Raw genomic sequence first — 14,330 nt, 5'->3', positions numbered from 1 at the left:
CGGGGGGGCCCCCCGGGGGCCCCGGCGGGGCCGCGCCGTCGCGTGGGGGGCACACTGCACGGCCGGGCCCCGCACCCATGGGTGCGGGGCCCGGCCGTGCAGTGTGCCGACCGCGCCCTGACCCATGTGAACACCGGAGGCACCACCCCCATGCGCAGGTCCGCGCACCGCCGCCCCTCTCCGCACCGCCGCGGCCGGCTGGCCGCTCTGCTGATCGCCCCGCTGGCGGCGGTGGCCGCAGTCGGCGGCTTCTTCGCCGCCGGTGCGGACGACGGGCCCGGGGCCTCCGACGGCTCCGCGCCGAACGGCTCCGGGGCGCCCTGGGCGGTGCCCGCGACCTCGCTGCCCACGCCGCTGGCGGCGGACGGCACGGTGTCGGTGGTGCAGATCGTCTCCCATCCGGACGACGACCTGTTCTTCATGAACCCCGACACCCGCCAGTCCCTCGCCTCCGGCTCCCGCCTCACCTCCGTCTACCTCACCGCGGGCGAGGCCGACGGGGTGAACGCCGCGAGCAGCGGCCCCTTCGCGCCCGACACCGCCCCCTCCGCGGACAAGGCGCGCTATGCGGAGGCGCGGCAGAACGGCATACGGGCCGCGTACGCGGAGATGGCGACGGGCGACCGCACCAGCCCCTGGCGCCGGACCGCGATACCCACGGCCGGCGGCGCGACGGCCGAGCTGAACGTCCTCGCCGGACGGCCGGAGATCTCCCTGGTGTGGGTGCAGCTGCGGGAGGCGGGTGCGAGCCAGGGCGACCGCCCGGTCAGCCTGCGCGGGCTGTGGGACAACCGGACCACCCGGCTCCCCTCCCAGCTGGCCTCCCACTCCCCCGTGAAGCGGGACTTCGCCTACGACCGGGAGCAGGTCGTGGACACGGTGGCCGGGCTGCTGAAGCGGTTCGCACCGACCCATGTGCGCATGCTGGACCCGACCCCGGGCCGTTCGCCGGAGACCGGCAATCTCACCGACCACCAGGACCACGCCTACGGCGCGCGGTTCGCGCAGGCGGGCATCGCCCGGTACGCGCACACGCCGGACCGCCCGGCCTTCAGCGTCCAGAACTACCTGGGCTACTCCACCAGCGGGCTGCCGTCCACCCTCTCGCCCGAGGCGGCCGAGGCCAAGCTGCACACCATGCACACCTACGCGTGGATGGACACCGAGAACTACTGCGGCTCGGAGGCGGGCTGCGGCGACCGGAAGGTGGCCGCGCGGCCCGGCGGCCGCGGCTGGACGGAGTCCGTCCGCTACACCCGGGGCGAGTCGACCTCCTGGGTGCAGCCCGCCCCCGACGGGGGGCTGTGGGCCTTCTCCGTGCTCGACACCCGCCTCGCCGTCTGGCACCGGGAGCCCGGCGGCACCTGGCGCGGCCCCGAACTCCAGCCCGGGGGCGGCCTGGACAGCGGGGTCGGCTCGGTGCGGCTCCCGGACGGCCGGATCGCGGTGTTCGCCGTCCGCACCACGCTCGGCGCGAAGCCGGAGGAGTACCGGCGCGACGTGGTCACGGCGGTGCAGCGCACCCCGGACGACAGCGCCTTCGGCGACTGGCGCTCGCTGGGGACGCCCGAACGGGACGACGCCACCGGGCTGTCCGACATCAGCGCGCCCGCGGCCGCGGTCGACGCGCAGGGCCGGGTGACGGTCTACCTGCGCACCAGCGGCTCCACCCTCAGCTCCGCGGAGCAGCGCGCGGACGGCGGCTGGAGCCCGTGGCGCGAGCTCGGCGGCACGGACCTGCACGGGGACCCGGTGGTGGCCTCGGACGCCGCGGGCCGCCGGTACGTCTTCGCCGGAACGCCGGTGTCCGTCGTGGCCTGGACCCAGTCCGCGCCGGGGGCCCCGCTGACCGGGCCCGCCGCCACCGGGCTGCCGGCCACGACGCTGGCGCTCAACGCGGTGCCGGACGGGGACGGGGTGCGGCTGTTCTTCCGCAAACCGGCGTCCGGCGCGGTGCGCAGCGCGCACTTCTCGGGGCCGGTCGCCTCGCCGGTGACCGAACTCGGGAACATCGCCGGGTTCGGCCCGGTCGGTGCGGCCCCCTCCGGCGGCGTCCTCGCGGTCCGTTCGGGATCGGGCGTGCCGGGCACCTACGCGGCGGGCGCCGGAGGGACGGGCACGCAAGGGCGGTCCGCGGGCGGCGCGGGGACATGGACCACCGCGGACGGTCCGCTGCTCGTCGGGGCGCCGGCGGGCGCCGAGACGGGAATGGGGGCCCTCGGGCAGGACGGGCGGCTGTACTGGCTGCGGCCGGGTCCCGACGGCGGCTGGACGCCGGCGGGCTGAGCCGCGGTCCCTCGGGCCCGGGAGCGGGCGGCAGGGGAGCCCCGTCCGGCGGACCGGCGTGTTTCCGCCCCGCCCGCGGCGGCGCGCTGGTAAGCCGGGGGCGCGGTGTCCGGCGGCCCCGGGCCCGTGCACGGCCGCACCGAGCAAAGGGCGGCCGTCCCCCAGCACCCGAGAGGAATCCCCGTGGACCTGACCCTCGAAGTCGCCCAGGTGCCCGTGACGGACGTGGACCGGGCGAAGACCTTCTACGCGGAGGCGGTGGGCTTCCGTGTCGACCTCGACCAGGAGGTCGCTCCCGGCATGCGGATCGTCCAGCTCACCCCGCCGGGTTCGCGGTGCTCGGTCGTCCTGATGAGCGGGATGCCGAACCACCCGGAGCAGCCCGCGATGGCACCCGGGTCGCTCCACGCGCTCCAGCTGTGCGTGACCGACATCGCCGCGGCGCACGCGGCGCTCGCGGAACGCGGCGTCCCCGTCACACCGGTCCAGCACGTCGGCGCGCGGGGCTGGGAGGACGGGCCGGGCGAGGAGTGGAACTCCTTCCTGTTCTTCAGGGACCCCGACGGCAACTCCTGGTGCGTCCAGGAGGCGCCCTCCCCGCTCTCCGAGCGCTGAACCCCGTCGCCGGCGGATACCCCCGCCGGAGACGTTCCGGCCCCGCCCGGCGGCCCCACACCGGACATCCGGCTCCCCCGCACCGCTCCCACGGCCCGTGCCGGGCCCTGCCGGGGGGTGCGGCGGCCGGGGACCGGCCCCCGGAGGTCCGGGCCCCGGCCGGGGCGCGAGAAGCGCCCACACCGGCCCGCAGAGCCTCGGCAAACACCCCTTGACCTGCCCTTTCACCGCCGCTCGGCATAGGGTTCGCAGCATCGGTCCGAGCGGTCGCCACCCGGGCGTCCGACGGGCCCCGGGAACAGGGGGAGGCTCCCGTGGAGCAGGACGCGACGCGCCGCGGCATCCGCACCGTCGAGGACGTGATGGAGCTGCTGGACGGGCTGTTCGCGCCCGGGGCGGACCGCTGGAGCACTGACGGCGCGGACTGGTGGGACGGCTTCTACGCCGACCGCTCCCGGCCCGTGCCGTTCTTCGTCTCCAAGCCGGACGAGAACCTGGCCGCCCTGCTCGACGGGGAGGCCGTGCCTCCCGGCTCCCGTGCGCTGGACCTGGGCTGCGGCCCGGGCCGCAACGCGATCCGCCTGGCGGCGGCCGGGTACGTCGTGGACGCGGTGGACCTGTCGGCCGCGGCGATCGCCTGGGGCCGGGAGCGGGCCCGGGAGGCGGGCGCGCGGGTGCGCTTCCTCCACGGCGACGTGTTCACCGAGGAGTTGGACGGCCCCTACCGGCTGATCCACGACTCCGGCTGCTTCCACCATCTGCCTCCGCACCGCCGCATCGGCTACCTGGCGCTGCTGGAGCGGCAGCTGGCACCCGGCGGCCTCTTCTCGCTGACCTGCTTCGCCTCCGGGGGCATGGGGTCCGAGCTGCCGGACGGGGAGCTGTACCGGGAGGGCGGCCTGGGCGGCGGACTCGCCTACACCGCGGAGGAGTTGCGCCACGTCTTCCGGGACCTGGAGGAGGTCGGGCTGCGGCGGATGCGCGAGGAGCCCGAGGACTCGGCGGTCTTCGGCCACCCCTTCCTCTGGACGGCGCTGTTCCGCAGGCCGCCCGCCTCGGCGGCACCGGGGCGGGCCGCCGCCCGATAATGCTTTGCCGCCGTCCGCTCCGGTCGGATAGGAAGCTCGCATGCTACGGGGCAGCACGGTCGGGCTCAGGGCCCGGCACGAGGACGACATCCCGGTCCTGCGGGCCGAACTCTACGACGACGTGGTCACCGCCTCGCGTGCCGGGAGCGGACCGTGGCGGCCGGTCCCGCCCGGGGCGAAGGACCCGCGGCTCGCGGTGGACGGCACGGAGGAAGGGCACGTCCCCTTCTCCGTGGTGGAGCTGGAGGGCGGCACCCTGGTCGGCACCGCGACGCTGTGGGGGATCGACGACCACAACCGGTCCGCGCACCTCGGGCTGAGCCTGCTGCCCGCCTCCCGCGGCAGGGGCTACGGCTCGGACGCGGTGGCGGTGCTGTGCCACTACGGCTTCGTCGTGCGCGGCCTGCGGCGGCTGCAGTTGGAGACGCTGTCGGACAACCTCGCGATGCTGCGCGCCGCGGAGCGCAACGGCTTCGTCCGCGAGGGCGTGCTGCGCTCCTCGGCGTGGGTGCTGGGCGAGTTCCTGGACGAGGTGCTGCTCGGACTGCTCGCACAGGAGTGGGAGCCGGACGCGCGGACGTAGGCGCCGCCGGGGACGGCGCGCCGCGGGGCCCGGGCCGGGGTGGCTCCCGGGCCCGGGCCCCGCGGGCCGGGTGTCACTTCGGCGGCTGCTCCCCGCGGCCGAACTGGTCCTTCATACGGTCCTGGGCCGTGTCGACCTGGCCCTCGTACGAGCCCTGGGTCTTCTTGTCGACCGTGTCGCCGGCTCTGTCGACGCCCTGGCCGGCCTGGTCCTCGTGCCCTTTGAGCATGCTCTTGAGCTTGTCCATCATGGACATGGATGTTCCTCCTCGACGCGGATGTCGACGTCTCTCCAGGGTCGGTGCACCGCGCCCGGACCGCATCCCCAGGGCCCGGGGGCGCGGACGGAGCGGCCCGGGGCCGGGGCCGGCGGAGTGCCCTGTGGGCCCTGGGCCCGCTTCGGGGCGATCGGAACCGGCCAAGCTCCTCCCGCGGCCTCCTGGGGGCCGCCCTGCGGGGACGGCGGCCGGGGGCCGGGCCGGGGGCCGCGTGCGGCGGCGGCCCGCCCCGGAGCACGGGTGCCTCCCGGGCAGGCCCCCGGCGGACCTGCCACCGGAGACGAGATGTCCGGAATCTGTTCACTCGTTGGTAGTCGCCCGGCATGAACCGACCCGGAGGTGATCAGAGTCCTGTCGACCGCCCCTACGGACGGGGCGGAGAACCTCGAACGAACAGGAAGGACGGGCCATGAGCCTGATCCAGACCGGCAGGATCGACCTCAACTCCGGCGACGCCGTGGAGACCGTGGGCGGGAACACCTCGACCTTCACGCGGGTCACGTTCCCGACGCCGTTCCCGCAGGGCTCCCAGGTCGTGGTGCTGCCGCTGACCCAGACCTTCAACGGACCGGAGACGCCGGGCATCCGCGTCCACGACGTCACCCCCACGGGGTTCCTCATCCGCCTGAACGAGGTCAACGCCGGCAGCGTCAAGAGCGACGGCAAGCACACCACCGAGACGGTCGGCTGGCTGGCCGCCACCATCTGACCGCGGCGGCCGACCCGGGTGGGGCGTCCCGTTGCAGCCGGGACGCCCCACCCGGGGGCCTTCGGGCACCGCCCGCACGGCCACCGGCCCCGGGCCGTGCCCCGCGACGGCCCGGACGCGGTCGGGCCGGGGCGAGCGGGACGGGACGGGGGGGAGCGGGACGGGGGGGAGCGGGACGGGCCGGGGCCGGCGGTCGATGACCGTCGGCCCCGTCCGCCGCGTCAGCGGGAAGCGCTCTGACCTGCGCTTACAGCACCGGCAGGGACTTGCGCAGCTCGAAGGCGGTGACCTCGGAGCGGTACTCCTCCCACTCCTGCTTCTTGTTGCGGAGGAAGAAGTCGAAGACGTGCTCCCCCAGCGTCTCCGCCACCAGCTCGCTGCGCTCCATGAGGTCGATGGCCTCGCCCAGGTTCTGCGGGAGCGGGGTGATGCCCATGGCGCGGCGCTCGGAGTCGGAGAGGGCCCAGACGTCGTCGTCGGCGCCCGCGGGGAGTTCGTAGCCCTCCTCGACGCCCTTGAGGCCGGCGGCGAGCAGGACCGCGTACGAGAGGTACGGGTTGCAGCCGGAGTCCAGCGAGCGGACCTCGATGCGGGCCGAGCCCGTCTTGCCCGGCTTGTACATGGGCACCCGGATCAGTGCGGAGCGGTTGTTGTGGCCCCAGCAGATGTAGGAGGGGGCCTCGCCGCCCGCCCCGGCACTGCGCGTGGAGCCGCCCCAGATGCGCTTGTAGGAGTTGACCCACTGGTTGGTCACCGCCGAGATCTCCGCGGCGTGCCGCAGCAGCCCGGCGATGAAGGAACGGCCGACCTTGGAGAGCTGGTACTCGGAGCCCGACTCGTAGAAGGCGTTGCGGTCGCCCTCGAAGAGCGAGAGGTGGGTGTGCATCCCCGAGCCGGGGTAGTCGGAGAAGGGCTTGGGCATGAAGGTGGCCTGCACGCCCTGCTCCAGCGCCACCTGCTTCATGACCAGGCGGAAGGTCATGATGTTGTCGGCCGTCGACAGGGCGTCGGCGTAGCGGAGGTCGATCTCCTGCTGGCCCGGGGCCCCTTCGTGGTGGCTGAACTCGACGGAGATGCCCATGGACTCCAGCATCGTGATCGCCTGGCGGCGGAAGTCCATGCCGACGTTCTGGGGGGTGTGGTCGAAGTAGCCGGAGTTGTCGGCGGGTGTGGGCCGGCTGCCGTCCACCGGCTTGTCCTTGAGCAGGAAGAACTCGATCTCCGGGTGGGTGTAGAAGGTGAAGCCCAGGTCGGAGGTCTTGGCGAGGGCCCGCTTCAGCACGAACCGGGGGTCGGCGAAGGACGGGGAGCCGTCGGGCATCAGGATGTCGCAGAACATCCTGGCCGTACCCGGGGCCTCGGCACGCCACGGCAGGATCTGGAAGGTCCCCGGATCGGGCTTGGCGATCATGTCCGACTCGTATACGCGCGCGAAGCCCTCGATCGCCGATCCGTCGAAGCCGATGCCCTCGTCGAAAGCCTGCTCCAGCTCGGCGGGGGCGACGGCGACGGACTTCAGGAAACCGAGCACATCGGTGAACCACAAGCGCACGAAGCGGATGTCGCGCTCTTCGAGCGTGCGGAGCACGAACTCCTGCTGCTTGTCCATTGGAGAATTCCACCCATCGTTGCCGGTCCGCCGCGTGCTGCCGCCCCCGAGGATGCCATCCCCGGGTTTCAGGCGCGTTGCGCACCGCGGCTGAGCCCATTGTGTGTCAGAGGGCACCGGGAGACGACCCCGAGGGGGCTCCCGGCCCCGCCGCGGAAGGGCGGCGGCCTCCCCTGCCGGGACGCCGGGCCCCGGCCCCGCGGCGCGCGGCCCCCTTGCGGGGGTTCGCGCCGCTTGTCCCGGAGGCGGGGCGGCGGGATTCCCTCCCCCGTCTGGACCCGCCCCGCCCACCCGCGGCTACGATCTCGGCCATGAGGGGTCCGCGGAGTCACCGCGTCCGGCGCGGCACGCGTCCCACGGCTCTGCTGAGCTCCGTGGTGACGCTCCTCGGCGCGCTCTTCCTCTGCCTCGGCCCCGCGGGGCCGGCACCGGTGGCGCACGACCGGGGGGCCGCAGGGCCCGCCGTGTCCACCGCCGCCGATCGGGACCACGGTCACACGGCGACCTTCACCTGCCCCTTCGGCCGCGGGGACTGCGGACTGAAGCCGGCGATGAACCCCGCCGTGCTGACCGCCCCGCCGCTCGACGCCCCGCTCCAGGCGGCCGCCGAGCCCCCCTTCACCGCCCCGGCCGCCTCCACCGGCGGGCCGCGGCGGGCCGGGGCCCTGCCCCGTGCCCCGGATCTGCACGTCCTTCAGGTGCTGCGGGCGTAGACGGCCCGCACGCCGCGCGTCACGCACCACCACCCCGCAGAACCCCCACTCACGAAGGACGATCCACCATGTCTTCGCACACGTCGAGCAACGACCGCCGGGCCCGCATAGAGCAGATGCGCCGGGCCGAGCAGGCGCGTGAACGCCGCAACCGCTTCCTGACCGTCGGTATCAGCGCGGTCGTGGTCGCCGCCCTGGTGGGCTTCGGCGGCTACGTCCTGAACAAGGAGTCGCAGGAGAAGGAGGAGAAGGAGGCCGCGGCCAAGGCCCCGGTGAAGGGCGAGCAGACCTGGGACGCACAGGAACTCGGCCGCAACCACGTCCAGACGCCGGTCTCCTACGAGATGCGGCCCCCGGTCGGCGGCGACCACAACCCGGTGTGGATGAACTGCGACGGAGACGTCTACACCGAGGAGATCCCCGAGGTGAACGCCGTCCACTCGCTGGAGCACGGCGCCGTGTGGGTCACCTACACCGAGGCCGCCGGCGCGGGCGAGGTGAAGAAGCTCGCCGCGAAGGTGGAGAAGACCCCCTTCTCGCTGATGAGCCCGTACGCGGACCAGAAGGGCGCGATCATGCTGAGCGCCTGGGGCAAGCAGGTGACGGTCGACTCGGCCGACGACCCGCGGGTGGACCAGTTCTTCACCAAGTACCTCCAGGGCCCGCAGACGCCCGAGCCGGGCGCCGCCTGCACGGGCGGGCTGAGCGGGAAGTGACGGCCATGACACGCACCCACTGGGCCGCCGTCGCGGCGGTCGTCCTGGCGCTGCTGTTCGCGGGCGCCGCCACCGTGGCCTCCGCCGGCGGGGCACCCGCGGAGGGCACGCCCGACGCGGCCTCGGCCGAGGCCGGGTTCGCCCGGGACATGTCCGTCCACCACCAGCAGGCCGTGGAGATGTCGTTCATCGTGCGGGAGCGCACCGACGACGAGGAGGTGCGGCGCCTCGCGTACGACATCGCCAACACCCAGGCCAACCAGCGCGGGATGATGCTGGGCTGGCTGGACCTGTGGGGCCTGCCGAAGATCGAGGCGGGCGCCGAGCCGATGGCCTGGATGCGCGGGGCCGGCGGCTCCGGTCACGGCGGGCACGGCGCGGCCGCCGAGGAGGGCCGCCTGATGCCCGGCATGGCGACCAAGGCCGAGCTGCGGGAGCTGGGCGGGCTCAGCGGCAAGGAGGCCGAGGTCCGCTTCCTCCAGCTGATGATCAACCACCACAACGGCGGCGTGGCCATGGCCGAGGGGTGTGTGGAGCGCTGCGAGGTGACCGTGGAGCGGAACCTGGCGCGGACCATGGTCCTGGGCCAGCGCTCCGAGGTGGAGCTGATGGTCGACATGCTCCGGGCACGCGGCGCCCAGCCGCTGGTCTGAGCCCGCGGCGCGCTCCGGCGCCCCGGCCCCGTGCCGCCGTCCGGCCCGGGCGGCGGCACGGGGCGGGAGCGCGCGGCCCGGCCGCCGTCGAGCCCGCCCGGCGGGCACCCCGCCGGGCGGGCTCAGGGACTGATGGCCCGCGGTGCCCTCCGCGGCGGGCCGGGGCGCCCGGGAGCCGTGGCCGGGCCGGGGGCGCGCAGAAGCCTGCCGGGCCGGGCCGGGGCGCGGGGGGCCGTCAGGCCAGCGGGCGCGGCGCCCGGTCGCGGGTGCCGCGCGGCGCGCGCAGAATATGGGGTGGCTCGGGGGCAGACCGTATCCAGGCACCCGACTTCCAGGAGGCCGGCCCATGACCACGGCGAAGGACATCATGCACCCCGGGGCCCAGTGGATCCCCGCGCACGAGACCATCGACCGCGCCGCACAGCTGATGCGCGAGCTGAACGTGGGCGCACTGCCCATCGCGGACAGCCAGGAACGGCTGTGCGGGATCCTCACCGACCGGGACATCGTCGTCGGCTGCGTAGCCATGGGGCACGACCCGTCCCGGGTGACGGCGGGCGAGATGGCCCAGGGCACGCCCCGCTGGATCGAGGCGAGCGCCGACGTCGGCGACGTGCTCCGGGAGATGCAGGACCACCAGATCCGGCGCCTGCCGGTGATCGAGAACAAGCGGATGGTCGGCATGATCAGCGAGGCCGACCTCGCCCAGCACCTGAGCGAGCCGGAGATCGCCGCCTGGGCGGAGCGGGTCTACGCGGCCAGCGGGCCGCGCTGACCGGCCGCCGCGGCACCCCTCCCGGCGCCCCCGCCCCGGTGCGAGCCGAGCGGCGGGGGCGCCGGGGCGCCCACCGGAGGCCCGCACCGGCGGACCGGCGCCCGGCACGTGATCCGCCCCACTCCGGGGGGTATCGCGTCAGAACGACGATTACACTGGGGCCGTGCCTCAACTTCGCCTCGCCCTGAACCAGATCGACTCCACCGTCGGCGACCTCGCCGGCAACGCCGAGTCGGTCCTGCACTGGACCCGGCACGCCGCCGAACGCGGAGCGCACCTCGTCGCGTTCCCCGAGATGGTGCTGACCGGCTACCCCGTCGAGGACCTCGCCCTGCGGTCCTCCTTCGTCGACGCCTCCCGTTCCGCACTGCGGGCGCTGGCCGTCCGGCTCGCGGACGAGGGCTTCGGCGGGCTCCCCGTGGTCGTCGGCTACCTCGACCGGTCGGAGGAGGCGCAGCCCCGGTTCGGGCAGCCCGCCGGCGCACCGCGCAACGCGGCCGCGGTGCTGTACGGCGGCGAGGTGCGGCTGACCTTCGCCAAGCACCACCTGCCGAACTACGGCGTCTTCGACGAGTTCCGCTACTTCGTGCCGGGCGACACCCTGCCCGTGGTGCGGGTGCACGGGGTGGACGTGGCGCTCGCCATCTGCGAGGACCTCTGGCAGGACGGCGGCCGGGTGCCCGCCGCCCGCAGCGCGGGAGCCGGTCTGCTGCTGTCGGTCAACGCCTCCCCCTACGAGCGGGAGAAGGACGACACCCGCCTGGAGCTGGTGCGCAAGCGGGCCCAGGAGGCCGGGTGCACCACCGCCTACCTCGCGATGACCGGCGGCCAGGACGAGCTCGTCTTCGACGGCGACTCGATCGTGGTCGGCCCGGACGGCGAGGTCGTGGCGCGGGCTCCGCAGTTCGCCGAGGGCTGCGTGGTGCTCGACCTGGACCTGCCCGCCGCCGCGGCCGACCCGGTGACCGGGGTGGTGGACGACGGGCTCCGCGTCGAGCGGGTGGTCCTCTCCGAGGAGCCCCTGCAGCCCTACGAGGCCGAGCCCTCGGGCGGGTACGCGGAGCGGATGGACGACGACGAGGAGGTCTACACCGCGCTCGTGGTCGGCCTGCGCGCCTACGTGGCCAAGAACGGCTTCCGCTCGGTGCTGATCGGGCTGTCCGGGGGCATCGACTCCGCGCTCGTCGCCGCGATCGCCTGCGACGCGCTCGGCGCGGAGAACGTGTACGGCGTCTCGATGCCGTCGAAGTACAGCTCCGAGCACTCCAAGGGCGACGCCGCCGAGCTGGCCCGGCGCACCGGGCTGCACTTCCGCACCGTACCGATCGAGCCGATGTTCGACGCGTACATGGGGGCGCTGGGGCTCAGCGGCCTGGCGGAGGAGAACCTCCAGTCCCGGCTGCGCGGCACCCTGCTGATGGCGCTCTCCAACCAGGAGGGCCACATCGTCCTCGCGCCGGGCAACAAGTCGGAGCTGGCCGTGGGCTACTCGACGCTGTACGGGGACTCGGTCGGCGCCTACGGGCCGATCAAGGACGTCTACAAGACGACCGTCTTCCGGCTCGCCCGGTGGCGCAACCGGTCCGCCGAGGAGCGCGGGCAGACCCCGCCGATCCCGGAGGCGTCCATCACCAAGCCGCCGAGCGCGGAGCTGCGCCCGGGCCAGGTGGACACCGACTCCCTGCCCCACTACGAGGTGCTGGACCGGATCCTGGAGCTGTACGTGGACCGGGACCAGGGCAAGGACGCGATCGTGGCGGCCGGCTTCGACGAGGAGCTGGTGGCCAGGACGCTGCGGATGGTGGACACGGCCGAGTACAAGCGGCGCCAGTACCCGCCGGGCACCAAGATCTCCGCCAAGGGCTTCGGCAAGGACCGGCGCCTGCCGATCACCAACCGCTGGCGGGAGACCACGCGCGGCTGACCGGCGCCCGGGGCGCCCGCCCCGGGCGGGCGCCCGCTCAGAAGCTGACCCGGGCCGCGATCGGCAGGTGGTCGCTGTCGGTGCGCGGCAGCGACCAGGAGGCCACGGGCTCCATCCCGCGGACCATGATCTGGTCGATGCGGGCCATCGGGAAGGCGGCGGGCCAGGTGAAGCCCATGCCGTCCCCGGCAGCACCCTGCGTGGAGCGCATCTGCGAGGTGACGGCGTTGAGCGCGCGGTCGTTCATGGTGCCGTTGAGGTCGCCGAGCAGCACCACCCGGTCGTGGCGGGCGCGGGCGATCGCCTCGCCCAGGGCGTCCGCGCTGGCGTCGCGCTGCCCGGCGGTGAAGCCGGCGTTCAGCTTGACCCGCACCGAGGGCAGGTGGGCCACGTACACCTCGACCGCTCCGCCCGGGGCGGTGACGGTGGCGCGCATGGCGCGCACCCAGCCGAGCCCGATGTCCACCGGCGCCTGCCCGGACAGCGGGTACCTGCTCCACAGTCCGACGGTGCCCTCGACCGCGTGGTACGGGTAGGTGGCGGCCAGTGCCTCCTCGTAGACCGCCACCTGCCCGGCGGGCAGCTCCTGGAGGGCGAGGACGTCGGCGCCGGAGGCGGCCACCTCGCGGGCGGTGCCGGCCGGGTCGGGGTTGCCGGCGTTGACGTTGTGGGTGGCGACGGTCAGGTCACCGCCGTCCGCCGCGGACTTCCCGGTCAGCAGCCCGCCGAACAGGTTCAGCCAGACGACCAGCGGCAGCAGCAGCGCCACCAGGGCGGTGGCCGAGCGGCGCAGCAGCGCGCCCAGCAGGATCAGGGGCACGAGCAGGCCGAACCAGGGCAGGAAGGTCTCCACCAGGCTGCCCAGGTTGCCGACGCGGTTGGGGATCCGGGCGTGGAGGACCATCACCAGGGCGAGGAGCACGGCCGCGGCGGCGAGGAGGATCCCGCGCCGCCAGATGTCCCGGTCTCCCGGCCGGCCGCGTAGCAGGGCCCGCAGGCGGGCGCCGCCCGACGGTCGGGGGCCCTCCGCGCCGTTGGCCGTCTCCGCCGTCTCCGCCTGCGCCATGGAGTGTCCTCACTGCCTTTCCGTCACACCGGTCCCGCTGCCCCCGCGCCCGGGTCCGGGAAGATCCGAACCCTGCGCACCCTAGGCGATGAACCCCCGCCGCCCCACCGTCCGGGAGCGGCCGTACACGAGCGATGACGGTCGGCACCGGGGCGGGGTTCCTGGTGTCCGCCCAGGTGGGAAGGCTGTGACAGAACGCTCATATTCGGCGCGGGCGGGTGCGGGGGTTCGGCGCGGGCGGGTACGGGGGCCGGGTTCCGCCGCCCCGGGGGCCCGCCCCCTTCCCCCTCGGCGGCACGAGGTGCCACCATGGAGGGGATCCGGGGACGCCGTCAGGGCGCCTCGAGATGACATGAGGAGCCGGAAAGACATGACGCTTCAGTCTGCGCAGAATCAGGGCGCGGGCCGCCCGTCCGACAGCAGCAAGGCGCTGTACGGAGGCACGCAGTCCCGCCGCATCACGGTCCACGACATCACGGCCGCCAAGGAGCGCGGTGAGAAGTGGCCGATGCTCACCGCCTACGACGCCATGACGGCGTCGGTCTTCGACGAGGCGGGCATCCCCGTGATCCTCGTCGGGGACTCGATGGGCAACTGCCACCTCGGCTACGACACGACGGTGCCCGTCACGATGGACGAGATGACGCTGCTGTCGGCCGCCGTGGTCCGCGGCACCCGCCGCGCCCTGGTCGTCGGCGACCTGCCGTTCGGCTCGTACCAGGAGGGGCCGGTGCAGGCCCTGCGCAACGCGACCCGGCTGGTCAAGGAGGCCGGTGTGGGCGCGGTGAAGCTGGAGGGCGGTGAGCGGTCGCTGGAGCAGACGCGGCTCATCGTCGAGTCGGGCATCCCCGTCGTCTCCCACCTGGGGCTGACGCCGCAGTCGGTGAACACCATGGGCTACCGGGTGCAGGGCCGCGGCGACGAGGCGGCCCACCGGCTGCTGCGCGATGCCAAGGCCGCCCAGGACGCGGGCGCCTTCGCCGTCGTGCTGGAGCTGGTGCCCGCGGAGGTGGCGGCCGAGGTGACCCGTTCGCTGCACATCCCGACCATCGGCATCGGCGCGGGCGCGGAGACCGACGCGCAGGTCCTGGTGTGGACGGACATGGCAGGCCTGACCGGCGGCAAGGTGCCCCGGTTCACCAAGCAGTACGCGGACCTGCGGCGGTCGCTGGGCGACGCGGCCCGGTCCTTCGCCGAGGACGTCGCCGGCGGGGCCTTCCCCGCCGAGGAGCACACCTTCCACTGACCACCGCGGCACCACCGACAGCCCGCCGATCATCCCCCGTCGGCGGGCTGTCGCCGTCCTGGGCGCGTCG

The 14,330-nt window shown here is 74.5% G+C and carries 14 protein-coding genes; 11 read left to right on the top strand and 3 right to left on the bottom strand.

The features are described 5' to 3' along the window. The first annotated feature begins 96 nt into the window (after positions 1-96). The 4 genes from ACGF15_RS23420 to ACGF15_RS23405 all read left to right on the top strand — a co-directional run bounded on the left by ACGF15_RS23420 (position 97) and on the right by ACGF15_RS23405 (position 4,572). On the top strand, positions 97-2,286 hold the full coding sequence (locus ACGF15_RS23420) for a PIG-L family deacetylase (RefSeq protein ID WP_345610005.1): 2,190 nt from the start codon (positions 97-99) through the stop codon (positions 2,284-2,286). Between the two features lie 183 nt (positions 2,287-2,469). After that, positions 2,470-2,901: a VOC family protein gene (locus ACGF15_RS23415; RefSeq protein WP_345610007.1), complete on the top strand. Its 432-nt coding sequence runs from the start codon at positions 2,470-2,472 to the stop codon at positions 2,899-2,901. Between the two features lie 362 nt (positions 2,902-3,263). Beyond that, the gene (locus ACGF15_RS23410; RefSeq protein ID WP_362615712.1) at positions 3,264-3,989 is read left to right on the top strand and encodes a class I SAM-dependent methyltransferase; all 726 of its coding nucleotides are present in this window, start codon (positions 3,264-3,266) and stop codon (positions 3,987-3,989) included. Positions 3,990-4,029: 40 nt separating this feature from the next. Then, entirely contained in the window at positions 4,030-4,572 is a 543-nt protein-coding gene (locus ACGF15_RS23405; RefSeq protein WP_362615710.1) for a GNAT family protein, read from the top strand. Between the two features lie 73 nt (positions 4,573-4,645). Here the strand turns inward: ACGF15_RS23405 and ACGF15_RS23400 are convergent, their stop codons facing one another. Continuing rightward, positions 4,646-4,828 (bottom strand): antitoxin, encoded by a 183-nt coding sequence (locus tag ACGF15_RS23400; protein ID WP_345610011.1) that lies wholly within the window; start codon positions 4,826-4,828, stop codon positions 4,646-4,648. Between the two features lie 430 nt (positions 4,829-5,258). On the opposite strand from ACGF15_RS23400, the gene ACGF15_RS23395 reads away from it, so the two are divergent. Beyond that, positions 5,259-5,558 (top strand): hypothetical protein, encoded by a 300-nt coding sequence (locus ACGF15_RS23395; protein ID WP_256523778.1) that lies wholly within the window; start codon positions 5,259-5,261, stop codon positions 5,556-5,558. A 247-nt stretch (positions 5,559-5,805) separates the two neighbouring features. Here the strand turns inward: ACGF15_RS23395 and ACGF15_RS23390 are convergent, their stop codons facing one another. Next, positions 5,806-7,167: a glutamine synthetase family protein gene (locus ACGF15_RS23390; protein ID WP_345610023.1), complete on the bottom strand. Its 1,362-nt coding sequence runs from the start codon at positions 7,165-7,167 to the stop codon at positions 5,806-5,808. A gap of 374 nt (positions 7,168-7,541) precedes the next feature. On the opposite strand from ACGF15_RS23390, the gene ACGF15_RS23385 reads away from it, so the two are divergent. The 5 genes from ACGF15_RS23385 (at position 7,542) to ACGF15_RS23365 (ending at position 11,948) form a co-directional block, all read left to right on the top strand. Further along, on the top strand, positions 7,542-7,880 hold the full coding sequence (locus tag ACGF15_RS23385) for a hypothetical protein (protein ID WP_362615746.1): 339 nt from the start codon (positions 7,542-7,544) through the stop codon (positions 7,878-7,880). Between the two features lie 68 nt (positions 7,881-7,948). Further along, entirely contained in the window at positions 7,949-8,596 is a 648-nt protein-coding gene (locus ACGF15_RS23380) for a DUF3105 domain-containing protein (RefSeq protein ID WP_345610027.1), read from the top strand. Between the two features lie 5 nt (positions 8,597-8,601). Next, entirely contained in the window at positions 8,602-9,249 is a 648-nt protein-coding gene (locus tag ACGF15_RS23375) for a DUF305 domain-containing protein (protein ID WP_345610029.1), read from the top strand. 346 nt (positions 9,250-9,595) lie between these two features. Beyond that, complete coding sequence (locus ACGF15_RS23370) at positions 9,596-10,024, top strand: CBS domain-containing protein (RefSeq protein WP_256523784.1); 429 nt, start codon at positions 9,596-9,598, stop codon at positions 10,022-10,024. A 163-nt stretch (positions 10,025-10,187) separates the two neighbouring features. Beyond that, positions 10,188-11,948, top strand: a complete 1,761-nt coding sequence (locus tag ACGF15_RS23365) for an NAD+ synthase (RefSeq protein ID WP_392801630.1) — start codon at positions 10,188-10,190, stop codon at positions 11,946-11,948. A 37-nt stretch (positions 11,949-11,985) separates the two neighbouring features. Here the strand turns inward: ACGF15_RS23365 and ACGF15_RS23360 are convergent, their stop codons facing one another. Beyond that, the gene (locus ACGF15_RS23360; RefSeq protein WP_360650502.1) at positions 11,986-13,014 is read right to left on the bottom strand and encodes an endonuclease/exonuclease/phosphatase family protein; all 1,029 of its coding nucleotides are present in this window, start codon (positions 13,012-13,014) and stop codon (positions 11,986-11,988) included. Between the two features lie 370 nt (positions 13,015-13,384). Between ACGF15_RS23360 and panB the strand changes: the two genes are divergently transcribed. Further along, entirely contained in the window at positions 13,385-14,260 is an 876-nt protein-coding gene (gene panB / locus ACGF15_RS23355; RefSeq protein WP_345610036.1) for a 3-methyl-2-oxobutanoate hydroxymethyltransferase, read from the top strand. Positions 14,261-14,330: the final 70 nt, after the last annotated feature.

The sequence above is a fragment of the Streptomyces sp. NPDC048001 genome (assembly GCF_043203115.1).
Taxonomy (GTDB): domain Bacteria; phylum Actinomycetota; class Actinomycetes; order Streptomycetales; family Streptomycetaceae; genus Streptomyces; species Streptomyces sanyensis.
This window is presented reverse-complemented; position numbering and strand designations above follow the sequence as displayed.

What these genes read in the sequence shown, in the direction of transcription:
- ACGF15_RS23410 (WP_362615712.1), top strand. Translation starts at nt 3,264, where the DNA reads ATGGAGCTGCTGGACGGGCTGTTCGCGCCCGGGGCGGACCGCTGGAGC.
- ACGF15_RS23405 (WP_362615710.1), top strand. Translation starts at nt 4,030, where the DNA reads ATGCTACGGGGCAGCACGGTCGGGCTCAGGGCCCGGCACGAGGACGAC.
- ACGF15_RS23400 (WP_345610011.1), bottom strand. Translation starts at nt 4,828, where the DNA reads ATGTCCATGATGGACAAGCTCAAGAGCATGCTCAAAGGGCACGAGGAC.
- ACGF15_RS23395 (WP_256523778.1), top strand. Translation starts at nt 5,259, where the DNA reads ATGAGCCTGATCCAGACCGGCAGGATCGACCTCAACTCCGGCGACGCC.
- ACGF15_RS23390 (WP_345610023.1), bottom strand. Translation starts at nt 7,167, where the DNA reads ATGGACAAGCAGCAGGAGTTCGTGCTCCGCACGCTCGAAGAGCGCGAC.
- ACGF15_RS23380 (WP_345610027.1), top strand. Translation starts at nt 7,949, where the DNA reads ATGTCTTCGCACACGTCGAGCAACGACCGCCGGGCCCGCATAGAGCAG.
- ACGF15_RS23375 (WP_345610029.1), top strand. Translation starts at nt 8,602, where the DNA reads ATGACACGCACCCACTGGGCCGCCGTCGCGGCGGTCGTCCTGGCGCTG.
- ACGF15_RS23370 (WP_256523784.1), top strand. Translation starts at nt 9,596, where the DNA reads ATGACCACGGCGAAGGACATCATGCACCCCGGGGCCCAGTGGATCCCC.
- ACGF15_RS23360 (WP_360650502.1), bottom strand. Translation starts at nt 13,014, where the DNA reads ATGGCGCAGGCGGAGACGGCGGAGACGGCCAACGGCGCGGAGGGCCCC.
- panB (WP_345610036.1), top strand. Translation starts at nt 13,385, where the DNA reads ATGACGCTTCAGTCTGCGCAGAATCAGGGCGCGGGCCGCCCGTCCGAC.